Origin of the sequence: Sphingobacterium puteale (assembly GCF_050986225.1) — a bacterium.
Taxonomy (GTDB): domain Bacteria; phylum Bacteroidota; class Bacteroidia; order Sphingobacteriales; family Sphingobacteriaceae; genus Sphingobacterium; species Sphingobacterium puteale.
Map to the genome: position 1 here is coordinate 5,192,842 of NZ_CP158959.1, position 17,100 is coordinate 5,209,941.

General features: G+C 40.9%; 13 protein-coding genes. 5 read left to right on the top strand and 8 right to left on the bottom strand.

Annotated features, from left to right (window positions below; genetic code table 11):
• Positions 1–50: 50 nt before the first annotated feature.
• Both istA and istB read left to right on the top strand, forming a co-directional pair.
• Positions 51–1,628, top strand: coding sequence for an IS21 family transposase (istA, locus tag ABTV71_RS21945; protein WP_241254831.1), 1,578 nt, complete (start codon positions 51–53; stop codon positions 1,626–1,628).
• 44 nt (positions 1,629–1,672) lie between these two features.
• Positions 1,673–2,389 (top strand): IS21-like element helper ATPase IstB, encoded by a 717-nt coding sequence (gene istB / locus ABTV71_RS21950; protein WP_121127451.1) that lies wholly within the window; start codon positions 1,673–1,675, stop codon positions 2,387–2,389.
• Positions 2,390–2,402: 13 nt separating this feature from the next.
• On the opposite strand, the gene ABTV71_RS21955 is transcribed toward istB, so the two are convergent.
• Entirely contained in the window at positions 2,403–2,594 is a 192-nt protein-coding gene (locus tag ABTV71_RS21955) for a hypothetical protein (protein WP_433901078.1), read from the bottom strand.
• A gap of 236 nt (positions 2,595–2,830) precedes the next feature.
• Between ABTV71_RS21955 and ABTV71_RS21960 the strand changes: the two genes are divergently transcribed.
• Positions 2,831–3,916, top strand: a complete 1,086-nt coding sequence (locus ABTV71_RS21960) for a Fic family protein (protein ID WP_433901079.1) — start codon at positions 2,831–2,833, stop codon at positions 3,914–3,916.
• A 99-nt stretch (positions 3,917–4,015) separates the two neighbouring features.
• Here the strand turns inward: ABTV71_RS21960 and ABTV71_RS21965 are convergent, their stop codons facing one another.
• From ABTV71_RS21965 to ABTV71_RS21995, 7 genes are all read right to left on the bottom strand, one after another.
• Complete coding sequence (locus ABTV71_RS21965) at positions 4,016–4,462, bottom strand: nuclear transport factor 2 family protein (RefSeq protein WP_433901080.1); 447 nt, start codon at positions 4,460–4,462, stop codon at positions 4,016–4,018.
• Between the two features lie 188 nt (positions 4,463–4,650).
• Positions 4,651–5,064 carry a hypothetical protein gene (locus ABTV71_RS21970; protein WP_433901081.1) on the bottom strand — a complete coding sequence of 138 codons (414 nt, stop codon included), beginning with the start codon at positions 5,062–5,064 and terminating at the stop codon, positions 4,651–4,653.
• A 74-nt stretch (positions 5,065–5,138) separates the two neighbouring features.
• Complete coding sequence (locus ABTV71_RS21975; RefSeq protein WP_433901082.1) at positions 5,139–6,155, bottom strand: alpha/beta fold hydrolase; 1,017 nt, start codon at positions 6,153–6,155, stop codon at positions 5,139–5,141.
• A 163-nt stretch (positions 6,156–6,318) separates the two neighbouring features.
• A complete protein-coding gene (locus tag ABTV71_RS21980; RefSeq protein ID WP_433901083.1) occupies positions 6,319–7,482 on the bottom strand; it encodes a helix-turn-helix domain-containing protein in 1,164 nt (387 codons plus the stop codon).
• Positions 7,483–7,695: 213 nt separating this feature from the next.
• Positions 7,696–8,853 (bottom strand): TlpA family protein disulfide reductase, encoded by a 1,158-nt coding sequence (locus ABTV71_RS21985; RefSeq protein ID WP_433901084.1) that lies wholly within the window; start codon positions 8,851–8,853, stop codon positions 7,696–7,698.
• Between the two features lie 599 nt (positions 8,854–9,452).
• Positions 9,453–10,373, bottom strand: a complete 921-nt coding sequence (locus ABTV71_RS21990; protein WP_433901085.1) for a helix-turn-helix domain-containing protein — start codon at positions 10,371–10,373, stop codon at positions 9,453–9,455.
• A 92-nt stretch (positions 10,374–10,465) separates the two neighbouring features.
• Positions 10,466–11,452, bottom strand: a complete 987-nt coding sequence (locus tag ABTV71_RS21995; RefSeq protein ID WP_433901086.1) for an aldo/keto reductase — start codon at positions 11,450–11,452, stop codon at positions 10,466–10,468.
• A 479-nt stretch (positions 11,453–11,931) separates the two neighbouring features.
• Between ABTV71_RS21995 and ABTV71_RS22000 the strand changes: the two genes are divergently transcribed.
• Both ABTV71_RS22000 and ABTV71_RS22005 read left to right on the top strand, forming a co-directional pair.
• A complete protein-coding gene (locus ABTV71_RS22000) occupies positions 11,932–15,141 on the top strand; it encodes a SusC/RagA family TonB-linked outer membrane protein (RefSeq protein WP_433901087.1) in 3,210 nt (1,069 codons plus the stop codon).
• 37 nt (positions 15,142–15,178) lie between these two features.
• A complete protein-coding gene (locus ABTV71_RS22005) occupies positions 15,179–17,092 on the top strand; it encodes a RagB/SusD family nutrient uptake outer membrane protein (protein ID WP_433901088.1) in 1,914 nt (637 codons plus the stop codon).
• The last annotated feature ends 8 nt before the right edge of the window (positions 17,093–17,100 follow it).

Here is a 17,100-nt window from a genome sequence, read left to right on the forward strand (position 1 = left end):
ACTTAGTGATCAAACAATTCGGATCACTGATGGCTGGAAAACCAAAACGAATGAGTCAGATAAAGCAATTAATCAGATTGTACCAGAGCGGTAGCGGTATAAAAACAATCGCTCGCATCCTTGGTATGAGCAAGAATACGGTGAAGTCCTATCTTAAAAAGATGGCCGACGGCGGTTTCAATACGGAAGAACTTCTTAAACAGGAGGATCCCCTGTTGGAAAAGTCGTTCCACGCAGGGAATCCTGCTTACAAGGCAGACAAGTTTGAGTACCTAAAAAGCCGTCTTGACTATTATGAAAAAGAACTTAAGCGTACCGGAGTTACCAAGCTGCTGCTCTGGCAGGAATATATAGAAAGTGATCCCACGGGTTATAGCTATCCACAGTTCAACTATCATTTAAGGCAACAGCTTATCTCGCGCAAGGGCAGCATGGTGATTGAACATACCGCCGGTGATAAACTATATATTGACTTTTCCGGAAAAAAGCTCCATTATATTGACAGGTCCACCGGGGAGCTGGTCGCCTGTGAGGTATTTGTGGCCTGCCTGCCCTTTTCAGACTATGCATTTGCCATCGCTGTACCATCTCAGCAGACCCCCGACTTTTTTTATGCACTGAGCAGCTGCCTGGAGTCCCTTGGCGGTGTGCCAAAGGCCATTGTCCCCGACAATCTCAAAGCAGCTGTCATCAAGGCCGATAAATATGAGCCGGTCCTGAACCAGTCCATGGAAGACTTTGCCAATCACTACGGCACAGCTGTGGTTCCGGCGCGTGCAGGCCGCCCAAAAGACAAATCATTGGTAGAAAATCAGGTAAAAATGATCTATACCCGTGTTTTTGCACCACTGAGAAACAGGCAGTTCTTTGATATCCATACGCTCAATGAAGCTATAAAGGTCTGTATGTTAAAGCACAACCAGACCCGGATGCAGCAAAAGCCATACTGCCGAGAAGAGCGGTTCTTAAGTTCCGAAAAATCAACATTGGGCGAACTTCCCAAAGAACGCTTCGAGCTGAAGAGCTACGCTGAACTCAAAGTTGGAGATAACGGACATATCTATCTGCAGCGCAATAAACACTATTACAGCGTACCCTTCGCTTATATCGGAACAAAGGTAAAGATCATTTACACACGTAATATGCTCTCGATCTATTGTCGGGGCAAACAGATTGCCGCGCACATACGCAGTTACAGGGAAAATGCGTACACCACTCTGGCGACACATTTAAAGTCCGAACATCAGGCGTATAAGAACCGCTCGCATGAAACGTACCTGACAAGGGCAAAAGCACACTCTGCAGAGTTCGCCAAACTTCTGGAGATACTCTTTGAGCGGGCGCATTATCCCGAGCAGTTATTCCGTACCTGTGACGGACTGTTCAGGCTAAAACGGGACTTCCCGGCAGAAGAATTTGACAAAGCATGTAGTTACGTACTAAAAAATAAACTATATACCTACTACTACTTTAGGAATGTACTTGAAAACGGAACAGCAAACAATCAGGAAGAAACTTCCGTAAAAAGCTCCCTGCCGGAGCATGCCAATATCAGGGGAAGAGCGTATTATGCAGGCAGCCAGCCGACACTGTTTGATCAGTCAAACGATGGACCCGCAATATTGTGATGGGCAGGAATGAACAGAATAAAATAAACAAATAATAAAATAAGATGAATATTGAAACACAGATGAGAGCGTTACGCTTACATGGTATGGAGCGTAATTGGAAAGCATTGAATGAAACCCGTCGCAGTACAGAACTCACCCTTTCCGAAGGACTGTCCCTATTGCTGCAGGCAGAATCAGATGAAAGGGATGAAAAAAGGTTTGAGCGCCTCAAACAGAATGCCGGGTTCCGCTATCAGGCTTCGATAGAGGAGATAAACATGGTCGCTACCAGAGGTTTGGACAAGGGATTGATCACTACGCTGGCTACCGGCGAGTACATCAAAAAAGGAGATCCGATACTCATCAGCGGTGCTACGGGCTGTGGGAAGAGCTTCCTCTCTTCAGCATTGGGCCATCATGCCTGTGCCCAAGGGTATAAAGTCCTGTACTTTAACCTGCAAAAACTACTCCTAAAGACTAAAATGGCCCGCCTGGAAGGTACACTGCATAAGCTGATGGACAGGATATCAAAAACAGACCTGCTTATTGTCGATGACTTTGGCCTGGTAAATCTGGACCAGCAGCAAAGGCTGGATCTGATGGAAATAATTGAAGATAGACACGCTAAAGCCTCGACAATAATTGCCAGTCAGCTACCTGTGGCCAGTTGGTATGATGTAATCGGTGAAGATACAATTGCAGACGCAATACTCGATAGACTGATCCATGGATCTTACAGAATAGAACTTAAAGGCGAAAGTCTAAGAAAAAAGAAGTAATATTGTCAGGTCATCAGTTGGACTGAGATACTAACTCGTTAGAGGGGTCAATATGTCCAGCGGAGGGGTCAACATCAACATTATATCCAGTAGAAAGGTTAATGTTTGCTTTTGCTGATTTGGAGCCTGGGCCTTCAGCGGCCATAGCAAAAGTAGATACTGCGATTAAAGCTGCTGCGGCGAATGTTTTTACTAATGCTTTCATAATGTCTTTATTTTTTTGTTAGTTCTGTTGTTCTTATTTGTTGACTCAAAACTACTTCACAATATGCCCCTAGCCTACGGGCTTTAGATCAACGTGACAGAAAACTCGGTGAATGGCGGAAATGGGGAGGTAAAGTAAAATAAGAGCATTTTTTACACCTAAACAAAAAACAAGAGTAATTTTTTACTATTTTTACACTCGTAACACACACAGAAGTAAAATTTACACTCGAAGAAATGAATAAATTTGACCGAAAATATCCCTATAACGATTTACCATTATTGCCACCAACCAAGGATATCGAAACAAAAAAAATTCTGCGGAAAACTATTTCTGCTGGTCGTGTGCTGGCCCAATTAAATGGTACTTTATTAAATTTACCAAATCCGACGCTATTTCTTGATACAATTTACTTACAAGAAGCAAAAGCAAGTTCGGAAGTTGAAAATATCATTACAACAAATGATGAATTATACAGATCATTTGTTGCTGACAAGAAAATTGAAAATTTATCAACAAAAGAAGTTTTAAGTTATAAAAAAGCACTATGGCTAGGTCTTGAAGAACTCAAAGCTAAACCTTTTATTACTACAAACCTTTGCATTAAAATAGTTCAATGTATTAAACAAAATAATGCATCCATTCGAGTTACACCAGGAACAATGCTAAGCAACAATCGAGGTGAAATTATCTACACACCACCAAGTGGAGAAACAATTATTAGAGAGAAACTCGCTAATTTAGAAAAATTCATCAATGAAGAAAGCAACATTGATCCATTGATCAAAATGGCGTTATTACATTACCAGTTTGAAGCAATCCACCCTTTTGTAGATGGAAATGGTAGAACTGGAAGAATTCTACTTTTGCTCTACTTAAAACTTTCCGGACTATTAGAAGTTCCAGCAATTTATCTAAGCGAATACATCATTCAGAATAAAAATGATTATTATACCAAACTCAGGGGAGTAACAGAAAATGAAAATTGGGAAGATTACATCTTATATATGTTAGATATGATCGAACAAACAGCATCAAAAGGTCTCAAACGATTATATCTAATCACACAAGCAATAGAGGAAATGAGTACTAACATCAAAACGAAACTTCCTAAAATGTATTCAAAAGATTTAGTTGAGATATTATTTAGATTACCTTATACAAAACGTCAAAATTTGATTGACGACAATTTAGGAAATGCGAAAACTGTTGGAAATTATCTAATCGCATTGGAGCAGAATGGAATTCTTGAATCCGTAAAAGTCGGAAAGGAAAAACTGTACTTAAATCAAAAACTGTTGAAAATTCTTGAAAATCAATAAACTGTAAAAGCCACATCTCCCGACATGGCCTTAATAAACATATGATTCACTAGTGATCTGACGTTATACTGATCTTGGCAGATCACTAATTATTAAATACTACTTATACGAATTGATTGATTTGGATACTTTCCAGTCATTGCCCACACGTTCCAAAGTCACCAGATCAGTCTTGGTAAAGTCTTCAAATTTCAAGGTTACTTTAGCAACCATATAATCAGCGGACTCTTCGATGATGTCGGTGCTTACCAGACAGTTTAGTTTCTCACCTTTTTGTTTTTTCAATGATTTGATTACAGCATCACGGCTATGAGACTGTGCATTGGAAGCTTGGATCTTTTGGCTGAAGTCTTCAGCGAATAATTGCTCTACGCCTGCTGACTCACCCTCGGTAGTTACCGCAACATAGTGGTCAAGTGCAAAGTCCGCTGTTGAAAGGTTAACGTTTGCTTTTGCTGATTTTGAACCTGGTCCTTCAGCGGCCATAGTGAAAGTGGATACTGCGATTAAAGCTGCTGCTGCGAATGTTTTTACTAATGAGTTCATAATGTCTTTATTTTATTGTGTTAGTTTTTAGTTCTTATTTGTTGACTCAAAACTACGACACAAGACGCTCCTGACCTATGGGCTTTAGACTAACGGACAGGAAAACTCGGTGAATGGCGGGAATGGGGAGGTGAAATTCGATACGTATCCCTGAAAGACTGAGCACTTTTCAGGGATATGTGTGCAAACTACCGCCATATGTAACTAACTGCATCATTAAAACTTGCCGTCGCAGAATTTGAGGACGCAGTTTTAGAGCCTATCAATTTGTTGTCTATGTAAACCTCCGCCTTTATTCCCCCTGGTCCAAATGCCGAAAAATGAGCAGATGCACCATCATACGGATTTACAGTACGACTTATTTTTTTCGAATATGGTAGTATGGCATCTTTCACATTTTCCCTTCCGCCACTTTCATTCGTGTAAGATAGTTCCACTTTGTTCGGCGTACCCGAAGCTACAGTAAACTTGTATTCAATGGTTACATTTTTTGGATAGCCCTTGTCTGAGCCTTCATCAGGTCCATCGTCTTTACCACAGGATACCGAGCCAAAGATCATTGTTGCAATCAACCCAGAAAATAGGATACATTTTGTTTTCATGATTATACATTTAAAAGTTTAAAAAATCAAAATCGTATTAATATCAAATCGAAACAGCTCATTAACTTTCCGATCTATCGGTCATCTTTTACGAGAGATGGGTCGCGGAGTTGAAGAATCAGTTCTTTTACTGCACCGACAATAACCTGCGGTTGGTCCAAGGTGATGTAGTGGCCACTACCTGCGACCCTAAGATGTTTACTGTTCGTAGAAAGAGACAGAAGATTTTTCTGCATGTTATCCCATGCTGTTACCATTTCGGCCCGTAGTCTTTTTTCCTTAAACAATGTATCAAAACGGGTAGTGTCCGTCGCACTGATAACGTAAAGAGGAATATTGCCAAAGGATATTATTTTTGCAGCATCACTCTTTATAGCGGCCATCTGCTCTTGTTCTTCAAGAACTGCAGCAGCGCTTTTGTATAATAATGCAGGCATTAAAGAGTTTTGATATTGATATTGCTTCGAAGGAGGAAACATATCCTTGAACATCAGTCTTGCCAAACCAAATGCATTCGCAAACTTCAAAAATTCGGCCGGTAACCCCTTGTTCACCAATTTATAAAGTCCGGGTGAAAGGTATTTTTCATTTTCTGGATGCTGGCTATCAATCAATACAGCTCCAGCTACATCCTGCGAATATTTATCAACGAAAATTCGGACCAGCATACCTCCCATAGAATGACCAACGAGGATGTAAGGTTTCGGTGCATTGGATTTTTCCAACAGCAAGTATAATTCCTCGGCCATTTTTTCTCCGGTTTTTGGATTTTCCCCTCTTTCACTCCAGAGTATACCAGCTCTGTCATAAGAAACGGTTGTAGTATGCAAACTTAGTTCCTGTTGAATAGAATACCATTGAAGATGGCCTTCGGGGCATAATGCCGATTCAAAGACAATTGTTGGCCCGCCTGTTCCCTTTTTCAGGTAATGAAGTCGGCAACGGTCCAGTTCGACGAACTGACCATTGGGAATAATCTTTTCAGCTTTTGCACGAGACCAGCTTTCAAATATGAAACCTGCTAGCAGTACTAAAGCGATGAAAGAAATAATGATAACGACTATTTTTTTTATCCAATTGAACATTTTCATATTGCACCTTTATATTGCTTAGCTTAATGCATATACAAAAGTATGCGATATATAAGCTCATAAAGGCTCATCCGACAGGTTGACACCTCTTTGATTTAAACGATATAAACCTATTTTACAGGTCATTATGAAAATTGAGTCCTCTATTTGAAGATTGAGTCCTTTACAAATCTGTCTTGAGGTACTGCTGAGGAGACTTGCCTGTGTACTTTTTAAAATTTCGGTTAAAAGAAGCTTTTGAGTTAAACCCACAGTCATACGCAATTGTGAGCAACGTATATTTTTTATTGGCAGGTAATGTCATCCGTTGTAAAAATTCTTTCACACGCAGTTCGTTTATCAGTTCGTAAAAATTTTTTTCGATCACGGAATTGATCACCTGTGACAGCAAATTGGGATGCGTATCAACCATCCCTGCGAGGTCGTTAAGGGTCAATTCTGGGTTTAGATATGGCTTTTGCTGCTCTAGTACAATTTGTAGTTTTACGTATATCCGATTCGCAGCATCTGGTTCCAGGAGTGATTTTGCATATTTGGGCGGATATGAACTGTTCTGCGGCGATTGGTCTTCTCTATTAACGATCTCGGTATAATTAGCAAGGTTCGCGTCCTCAATGTGCTTCTGACTAAACACATTTACTTGTTTGATGCCAAAATATCCCATCCACCATATATAGATTACAGAAGCAGAAAAAACAAGATGATCTTTATGGAAGATGAGGACAATTATCCAGATTGCCGCCATACCCGCGACCAAATAAAGCAGCCATAGAAAATTTACTTTTTCAATATTTGAAAATCGGTATTTAAGATTTTTCCTAAACAACAATAGCTTGTAGAAAGATAGAGGAATATAGATAACACCGGAGAGATATATTAAAACAATCCGCCATCTATTTTCTGTTTCGAATCCCATGGAACCATTTTTAAGCACATTCACTTTATCATCAAATGAAAGCCAATAAAATTGAGAGAAAAGCAAATAGCCCAGAATAAATGGTAAAAAGTGTAATAGGTCTATTTTTTTAAAGGGAATTGGGCGTGTCTGATATTTTATATAGAGGTAGAGGAACGGTCCCTGCGCCAATGGCATCCATAATCCCTGGATTGATAGTACTGGGTGTTGGAGGTAGAGCCCCGATTTAAGCAGGTAAATCGATAGCAGCATTATTGTCGATACTGCGAGCCAGCATGCAAGCATGTAGTCTGTTACTTTTTTATCTGTTTTAGTAAACAAAACAAAAGACAAAAAAGTCCCTATAACAACGCCGGACAAGTAAGGTATCTCCAATGGTATAAATAGTAGCGTTGCTATAATTGATTCCATGTAGTATCAGATAATTAAAGTATGCCCTAAAAAGGCATGTACGGTTTAGCAAAAAAAGTAAAAAAAAATGAAAAATTTATTGACTTTCTGACTTGTAATCTTGCATAAATCTGTAGTGGGGATATTTTTATGCCCCGTCATTTTTGCTAAAGCTTTCTATTGGTACACCTTCGGTTATGAAAATGGCAGCAAATGTGTGGCGTGCATATCAAATTAATCTTTCCCGACAATGGAACGTATTCTATCGACATCAAGTTTTCCGCCATTTTTATAGTAAACGATCTTACCATTTCGGTCTACCAGTAGCACAGTCGGTACACTACTGATCCCCAGCGAACCGCTCAATACTGCTCCCCTATCCAAACTATGTAGCCAATCCATTTTATGCTGTTTTATGCTATTGATATAACTTGCCGAATCACGATCGATGGAAATGCTGACTATTTTCAGGCTATCCGCCGAAAATTGAGCTCTCAATGCCTTGATATCAGGAATCTGTTGAACACAAGGGCCACACCAGCTGGCCCAAAAATCAAGTAAGACAAAATTTTCTTTCTGATTCTTATAGAAGATGCTGTCTCCATGATTATCTTTAAAATAGACATCTGGCATAGCCATATTTTCTTTTAAAAGCACAGGAGATATATGTAGTTTTAAATCTGACACGATCTGTTTTCCCTCGCCGCTCTGTCTGAATTTTTCAGGGAATGTAGTGTTGTAATACGTTAATAGATGCGTATAATATTCAGGATCACGTTCGATAAAATTTGTAAGTCCAAGAACCTGATCTTTAAAATAATAAAAGGAAAAAAAATCGTTGCTGTTGGTGGCTAGAAAATTCATTGACTTCGCATTTATTGCCTTTATCAAACCGGTGAGTTCATACTTGACAGAATCATTTGAGCGTATTTCGTGGCCATGCTTTTTAAAAAAAGTGTTCAACTTGGATAGTTCGTCCTCTTGATCCTTTCTCAGATCCCCATAAAATTTATTGGAAACGGTATCAATTACGGTAATATTTGTATTCTTATAGGAATAAACTGGCGCATCTTTTTTGCTAACATCATAGAAAAGATTCAGAATGGCATTATTGTCTTCTATAAAGTAATTTTCGCAATATTGGCTATTATAAATGGTACTTATTCTGGGATAGGGTGTATTAATTGGCCTATCGATAAACAAGCTAGAATCTCCCCGACCTGATTTAAGTTCCTCTAAGACTATGCCATCATCAAACTGTAAAGTAAGTTTTTCGTTATCAATCCCATGGAGATTGACTTTAATTTTGACCCGACTATATTCTTGTGCAAAACAGCTAAGTGTTGAGCACATAGCCAAAATCATCGAGCATAAGTATTTGTTGGTTAACATATATAAACTGTTAAAAGTGCATATCATTCTTTTATCGGATCGGCCTATTCTTATATAAAAGCCATATACCTTGCCTTTAAATTATCAACAAGATTATCCAAGAAGAGGACTCCTCATCGGGATTGATCAAGGCACTAACTGATATTGGATTGAATTAGTTTACAATTACAAACAATGTTAAACAAAAAAAGCAGGCGGTGTAAAAAAATAACGATATTTAACAATCTAGTATTGGGGGGATGACAGCTGTTAAATGAGAAAGTAGTTCTTTAGCATTTTCACGAACATCAGAAGGAAAGCAAAGCGGCGGTTGCAGCAAAGAGTAAAACAGCCGCTGGTCAAGCCCATGTTGCCCAATGACACTTGGTCGATGGACTTATGAGCGATACGTTGAGCAATGGCCGACGGTTCCGGTGTTTCAACATGATGGACAAACTGTTACCTGTTTGACATTCTGGATGAAGTTAGGGAAGCGACCTGACAATGGATGGATGACTATAAGCAAAATGTTTGTGTCCGAGTTGAATGCAGAATATACCGCCCTCTTTCATTCAGGTTTCTTATAGGTATTGGGCTATAAATACAAAATAAATCAATTCTTAATTAAAGCTTGCCCTAAATTCCAAAGGAGTTTGATTGGTTTTGGATTTGAATAATCTATTGAACGATTGCGCCTGTTCAAATCCTAACTGGTAGGCGATTTCAGAAACGGAAAGTACTGTGGAGCTGAGCATGGTTTTAGCAACCTCGATCAGCTTACTTTGGATATGGCTTTGGGCACTTTTACCTGTTGATGTTCTCAAAAGATCACTTAAATAATTGGGTGACATATGCACAGCCTCGGCAAAATATTTCACGTTGGGCAGACCCTTTTGCAAATGAAGCTCCTCATGAAAGTATGCATCCAATAATTCTTCAAACTGAACCACAATAGGTCGCTGATGGGTTTTTCGGGTAATGAATTGCCGGTCGTAAAAACGTTTGCCGTAAACCAGCAACAGATCCAGAAAACTCACGATGGCTTCCTGACTATAACTGTCTATTTTACTCTTGTATTCGGTTTCAATACCTTTGGCAATAGCGTTGCACTGGGCTTTTTCTTCGTCTGAGAGAAACAGGGCTTCATTGACTTTGTAATCAAAAAAATCATAGCGTTGTATCTTTTTGTCTAAAGGAAAAGTACGCAGAAAATCGGGATGAAAATTGATGGTAAAACCATCTTTCACTATAGCAGCATTAGGGTCTACCTTGATAGTTTGTCCGGGTTTGAAAAAGGACATTGCTCCCTGCGTAAAATCAAAGTGATGCGGACCATATTGTAAAATACAATCTGCACCTGATTTGACGCTGATGTTGTACAAATTGGAATGGATGTAGCATGTCTCTTTTGGATGGGAATACGTAATTTTCGAAAAATCGATGATACTAAATAAAGGATGCATCGGTTTTTCAATGCCCATCATCTCGTGATAGGACGCTACAGAGTCGATATGTATATGTATTTCGTTGGGTTGAGCCATTATTTTACGATAAAATATATTATATAAATTTAGTGATTTATATAACAAAAGAGCTTCCCGGTTGTGAAGAAGCTCTTTTGCAACCTGCTTATTTACTCAGGAAAATCAAACGAACGATTACCTGTTTCTGCATGAGCAGGAAGTATTTCTTCAATTTTTTGCAATTCAGCTTCCGTAAATCGAATGTTTGTAGCCTCTATATTCTGCTCTACATATTTCACTCGTTTCGTTCCAGGAATAGGCGTAATGCCTTTTTGAATGAGCCAGGCAATCGCTAACTGTGAAGTACTGTATCCTTTTTCATCTGCCATTTTTTCCAATTCTTTTACTAATTCAATGTTTTTGTAAAATTGTTCTCCTTGAAAACGCGGTATTTGTCTACGGAAATCATCTGCTGCCATATCCTCCGGAGATTTCAATTCACCCGTTAAAAAACCTCTGCCTAATGGTGAATAGGCTACTAATCCGATGCCTAATTCGTTAACTGTGTCCAATACGCCATTGGTTTCCACATCACGACTGAATAGCGAAACTTCATTTTGAACTGCCGTGATAGGAGCCTCAGCATGTGCACGTCTGATCAAATCTGCATCGATCTCAGAGACACCAATATATTTGATTTTTCCTGCTTGCACCAATTCTGCCATTGCTCCAATTGTTTCTTCGATCGGCACCTTCGGATCTGGACGGTGCAGATAATACAAATCAATAACATCTGTGTTCAGATTTTTGAGCGAACGATCAATGGATTTTCTAATGTAGTCCGGACTGGCATTTAATTTCCAGGTCATCTGCCCATTATCATCTATCTCATACCCGAATTTTGTGGCAATGATGTATCGATCTCGGTTTCCGGAAATAGCTTTTGCGATCAGTTGTTCATTAAAATGTGGGCCGTACAGATCGGCCGTGTCGAGAAAATTTCCGCCCAATTCGAGCGAACGATGGATTGTTGCAATGGATTCCTTTTCATCTGCTTTTCCGTACACATCGGCACCTGCTAAGCTGGTCATACCCATACAGCCTAATCCTACTAAAGGTATTTCAAGTCCTAGACTCCCTAATTTCTTTGTTTGCATAACTTATAAATTTTTATAGTTCAAAGGTAGAAACCAAGGAATCAAGCCGATGATCCGAATTACGGATATGTGTAGCTGAATTGAAGGTGTATTACGATCTGGCTTCTAAACTAAACTTAAACACATAATTTATTAGTGGCTTGACTTTTATTACTGGCAAACCACCAGATGTAAAATCCTATTTATACGAATTGATCGATTTGGATACTCTCCACTCATTTCCCACACGCTCCAAGGTAACTAAATCTGTTTTGGTAAAGTCGGCACCAAGACGTTATTGATAAAAAATCAGGGTGATATATTCGGCCAAAGTAAGGGAGATATTCGTATGGGGCACACCAGGCTATACGCGCAAAACCGACCATTTACTATTGACCATTTCACCCCCTTTTTTTGCTGTAAATCCCCTCGAATTATCCAATTCATTGTAACGATAATTGTATTCAACATAACTCAATTTATAACCAAAATTCTTATTAATGAAAAGATGGAAGAAGATTAAATCTCGTCTAGGAATTTTTATATTTCTAATGACGGCAACTTGTTGTGCAGCTATGGCGCAACAGGTTCGTGTACAAGGAAAAGTCTCCTCGGAAAATGACGGTACAGCGGTATCGGGCGTCACAGTAAGTGTCTTGGGGGGCACTACGCGCGTATCGACGGATGGAAATGGAAAATATGTACTCAATACCAACAAAACCGCAACTTTAGTATTTAGTAGTGTCGGCTATGCACGTCAGGAAATTTCCCTGACCGGAAAAAAACCAGATGCCGACAATACCATTACCTTAGACATCCAAATTAAACTAAACGAAAATGTTATCGAAGATGTCGTTGTTACGGGGTTTGGTCAACGTGAAAAAAGAGCTTCTGTGGTGGGCTCCGTAACCACGATTAATCCGAAAGAATTAAAAGGACCGACGAGCAACCTAACCACTATGCTTGCTGGAAGGGTTGCCGGTATGATTGCCTTTCAACGCAGTGGTGAACCTGGATCTGATAATGCAAATTTCTTTATTCGGGGACTTGGAAGTTTTGGTACCGGAAAACAGGACCCATTGATTCTCATCGATAACATCGAATCTTCACCGACCGATATGGCCCGCTTACAGCCCGATGATATTGCGAGCTTTTCGGTCCTTCGTGATGCCAATGCGGCGGCCATGTATGGTGCCCGGGGGGCAAACGGCGTCGTCCTGATCACCACAAAACTGGGGAAAGAAGGTGCTACAAAATTTGAATTCCGTACGGAAAGTAATGTCTCTACCAATACCCGCAATTTTAAATTTGCAGACAACATCCGCTACATGGAAATGGCCAACGAGGCGTACCTGACAAGGCCCGCTGATGCGGCCAGTGGACAGGGGCTCCCGTATTGGCAGACCAAAATTGACCATACAAGAGCCGGAGACAATCCGCTGCTCTACCCGAATAATAATTGGATTGACCAGCTTATAAAAGACTATACCATAAACCAGCGCAATAACTTAAATATCAGCGGCGGTGGAGCAAAAGCAAAGTACTACCTATCCGGCACATATAACATCGACAATGGTATTTTGAAGATGAACGGAATCAACAATTTCAATAACAATATCAAGTTAAAAAATTACTCCGTCCGTTCAAATGTTGATATCAACTTTACCCCTACAACGACGGGTATCGTACGTGTATATGCCCAGTTTGACGATTACAATGGACCGATCGGCAGCACAGACGAAAATGGAAGCCGTATCAATGGTGGAGCTGCAACCTTCAGACGCGCCATCTGGTCGAATCCTGTCATGTTCCCGGCGATCTATCCGTCTTCGTATATGCCTTACATGAATCACCCTTTATTTGGTAATGCACTCAATAGGAATGGTGGTTTATTTGTAAACCCTTACGCCGAAATGGTACGTGGTTACCAAGAATTTAATACCTCGACGATCATGCCACAGATTCAGATTAACCAAAATCTGAATGCATTGATCCCAGGGCTGAGCCTTACGGCAATGACTTATCTTAAACGTTATGCTTACTTTGAAGTAAGCCGCAAATATAATCCTTTCTATTACACGGCATCGGCTGATGCTTCTGGCGATCTAAGCCTCCGGGTCATGAACGATGGTTCACTTGGATCAATCGGAACTGTTGGTACCGAATACCTCGATTATTCAGAGTCTGCAAAAGAAGTCAACTCGATGTTTTATGCGCATGCGATTGCCAGCTATAATCATGCTTTTGGTAAGCATAATGTAGGGGCCACAGTGATCGGTTTAGTTCAGAATTCATTGAGTGGGAATGCCGGAAACTTGCAATTGTCGCTGCCTTCACGCAATATCGGTCTTTCTGGTCGCTTTTCGTACAATTTTGATGACCGTTATATTGCCGAGTTCAACTTTGGTTACAATGGTTCAGAACGCTTTGCCAAAAATCGTCGCTTAGGTTTTTTCCCTTCTTTTGGGCTTAGCTACAATATATCCAATGAATCATTTTTCGAACCTGTCAAAGATGTCATTTCAAAACTAAAAATCCGTGCTACACATGGTTTTGCTGGGAACGATCAAATCGGCCGTTCGCAAGATCGCTTTTTCTATTTATCTGATGTCGACATGAATGCCTTTCAGATTGGATTTGGTGAGCTTTCAGGATATACCAGACCAACCATCGCCATACGCCGTTATGCCAATGAGGATATCACATGGGAGCGATCGCGCCAGACAAACTTAGGACTCGAACTCGGTCTTTTTAAAGACCTCGAGCTAAATGTAGATGTATACAAACAGGTCCGGAGCAATATTCTCACCGGCCGATCATATATACCGAGTACAATGGGACTTCGCGCCGCTATTGTCGCCAATACGAATAAAGCCGAAAGTAAAGGGGTAGATGTGACGCTAAATTATAACAAAAACTTTGGCGACAGCTGGTACATTCAGGGACGTGGAACGATGACTTATGCCGTGAGCAAGAAACTGATTGTGGATGAACCCGCTTACAAAGAAGCCAGTCGCTATACAGTAGGTACTTCGGCGTCCCAAGAGTTTGGTTACATCGCTGAACGACTTTTTGTGGACGATCAGGAGGTACTGAATTCTCCGGTTCAATTCGGAAAACCGGGCTTAGATTATCTGGGTGGTGACATCAAATACCGTGACGTAAATGGCGATGGACAGATCACAGATTTAGACCGCGTCGCGATCGGATACCCTACCACGCCAGAAATGATCTATGGCTTTGGCGGTACAGTGGGTGGAAAAGGTTTAGACTTCAGCTTTTACTTTCAGGGATCTGCACGCTCTTCCTTTTTCATTAATCCCGAAAATATTTCGCCCTTCTATTTAAATGGTGGTTCGCAAAACGGCCTTCTACAGGTCATTGCCGATAGTTATTGGAGTGAAGAAAATCGAAATCTGTACGCCTTTTGGCCTCGTCTAAGTGAAAATATTATTGCGAATAATAACCAAAGAAGTACCTGGTGGATGCGTAGTGGCGCCTTCCTCCGATTGAAAACAGTGGAAGTAGGCTACACGTTTAAGGAAAGTTTGATGAAACGCCTCAAAGCAAAAAACCTTCGGATATACGCCAATGGAATGAATTTATTTGCCTTAAGCTCCTTTAAAATGTGGGATGTCGAGATGGGTGGAAAAGGAATAGGCTATCCGATTCAGGCCGTATATAACATGGGCTTACAACTGAGCTTTTAATGTGAACTACAATTAAGAAATCATGAAAAATAAAAATATGAAAAAGACAGTAACCTATATCGCATGCCTTTTGTTTAGTGCTTTTGGAGTTTCTGCCTGTAAAGATTATATAGATGTCGTTCCGGACAACGTGGCAACAATTGACAACGCCTTTTCCTTACGAAATGAAGCTGAGAAATTTCTCTTCACCTGCTACTCGTGGTTACCAAATAATTCGGATGCACAAAGCAATATTGGATTTCTTGCCGGCGATGAGGTATGGCTACCTGTTGCCCAGCGGGAAATCTATCCGGCAAATAACTGGCGTATCGCCCGCGGCGGACAAAATGTCAATCAACCACTTGTAGACTCCTGGAGAAGCGGTTTATGGATCGCTATCCGAGACTGCAATATCTTTTTAGAAAATGTTTCTGATCTGTCCAAGGTACCTGATCTCTCAATCGATGATCGCTCGCGATGGATTGGAGAAGTATTGTTTCTAAAAGCTTATTACCACTATTTGTTATTCCGCCAATATGGACCAATCCCCGTTGTCGAAAAAAATATATCTCTTGACGCAGATCAGTCTGCTGTACGGGTAGAACAGCGTCCCGTCGATGAGGTGGTCAATTATATCGTTTCTTTGCTGGATTCTGCTGCACAGAAATCTGTTCCTTTAATTATCCCCAATAAGGCTGCGGAACTTGGACGGGTGACCAAACCCATTATCCAGGCTGTAAAGGCTGAGGTATTGCTGACTGCTGCTAGTCCCCTATTCAACGGAAATACAGATTATCAGTCCATGCGCAATAGCAAAGGCGAACAGCTCTTCAATCCAACTTATGAGGCCGCAAAATGGACAAAGGCCGCGGAGGCTGCAAAAGCGGCAATTGAATCTGCCGATGCTGCGGGCATCCGCTTCTTCCCTTTCAATAAGGCCGAATATGGACAGTTTAAGATGAGCGATGCAACCGCGCAGGTGCTGGGCATCAACCTGGGCTTCAATGAGCGTTGGTCTGCTGAACACATCTGGGCAAATCCCAATTACCAGGCATGGAATATACAGCGGGATGCGATGCCCCTCTTAACCCCGGAAGCGGTGGTCGGTACGGCAAGACAACATCTCAGCGCACCGCTGAAAATTGCAGAAATGTTTTACACAAAAAATGGTGTCCCCATCAATGAGGATAAAACCCTCGATTTTAATGACAAGTCGAGCCTACGCACGGCTACCGCTGCAGATCGGTATTATATCAAAGAAGGATATACCACGGCACGTTTAAACTTCGACCGCGAGCCCCGATTTTATGCTGACCTGGGTTTTGACGGTGGCATCTGGTTCAAATTTGATACCAAAAGCCTATCGGATGAGGATACGTATTATGTGCAGGCGAAGCTAAATCAGCCTGCTGGTGCCAATAATCATGGGTGGATCAATGAAACTGGATACTTCCTTAAAAAATTAGTGAATTGGGAGCAGGCTTTCAGTAGCAATGGTGTCAGTTATAAATCCTACCCTTGGCCAGATATGCGCCTAAGCGATATTTATCTGATGTATGCTGAGGCGTTGAATGAAGCCAATGGTCCTTCTGCTGATGTTTACGCGTATTTAGACCGCATACGCGAACGTGCTGGAATCCCCGGTGTCCTAACGTCTTGGAACCAGTATTCGTCAAACCCAGACAAGCCTACGACCAAAGAAGGTCTTCGCGAAATTATCCAACATGAACGAATGATCGAATTGGCCTTTGAAGGAAAACGCTATTGGGATCTAAGACGCTGGAAACTGGCCGTTAAATATTTCAATCAGAACATTACCGGATGGAGCGTGAATCAGGAGATCAGTGCTGATTATTACCAGATAAGAACCTTATTTCAGCAGACATTTGTGGCGCCTAGAGATTATTTCTGGCCAATTGCCCAAGGTGAATTAACCGTAAATCCTTCGTTGACACAAAATTTAGGCTGGTAGTCCTTTCA

Excerpts from the sequence above, each read along its gene's own strand:
- istA (WP_241254831.1), top strand. The coding sequence starts at position 51 with ATGAGTCAGATAAAGCAATTAATCAGATTGTACCAGAGCGGTAGCGGT.
- istB (WP_121127451.1), top strand. The coding sequence starts at position 1,673 with ATGAATATTGAAACACAGATGAGAGCGTTACGCTTACATGGTATGGAG.
- ABTV71_RS21955 (WP_433901078.1), bottom strand. The coding sequence starts at position 2,594 with ATGAAAGCATTAGTAAAAACATTCGCCGCAGCAGCTTTAATCGCAGTA.
- ABTV71_RS21960 (WP_433901079.1), top strand. The coding sequence starts at position 2,831 with ATGAATAAATTTGACCGAAAATATCCCTATAACGATTTACCATTATTG.
- ABTV71_RS21965 (WP_433901080.1), bottom strand. The coding sequence starts at position 4,462 with ATGAACTCATTAGTAAAAACATTCGCAGCAGCAGCTTTAATCGCAGTA.
- ABTV71_RS21970 (WP_433901081.1), bottom strand. The coding sequence starts at position 5,064 with ATGAAAACAAAATGTATCCTATTTTCTGGGTTGATTGCAACAATGATC.
- ABTV71_RS21975 (WP_433901082.1), bottom strand. The coding sequence starts at position 6,155 with ATGAAAATGTTCAATTGGATAAAAAAAATAGTCGTTATCATTATTTCT.
- ABTV71_RS21980 (WP_433901083.1), bottom strand. The coding sequence starts at position 7,482 with ATGGAATCAATTATAGCAACGCTACTATTTATACCATTGGAGATACCT.
- ABTV71_RS21985 (WP_433901084.1), bottom strand. The coding sequence starts at position 8,853 with ATGTTAACCAACAAATACTTATGCTCGATGATTTTGGCTATGTGCTCA.
- ABTV71_RS21990 (WP_433901085.1), bottom strand. The coding sequence starts at position 10,373 with ATGGCTCAACCCAACGAAATACATATACATATCGACTCTGTAGCGTCC.
- ABTV71_RS21995 (WP_433901086.1), bottom strand. The coding sequence starts at position 11,452 with ATGCAAACAAAGAAATTAGGGAGTCTAGGACTTGAAATACCTTTAGTA.
- ABTV71_RS22000 (WP_433901087.1), top strand. The coding sequence starts at position 11,932 with ATGAAAAGATGGAAGAAGATTAAATCTCGTCTAGGAATTTTTATATTT.
- ABTV71_RS22005 (WP_433901088.1), top strand. The coding sequence starts at position 15,179 with ATGAAAAAGACAGTAACCTATATCGCATGCCTTTTGTTTAGTGCTTTT.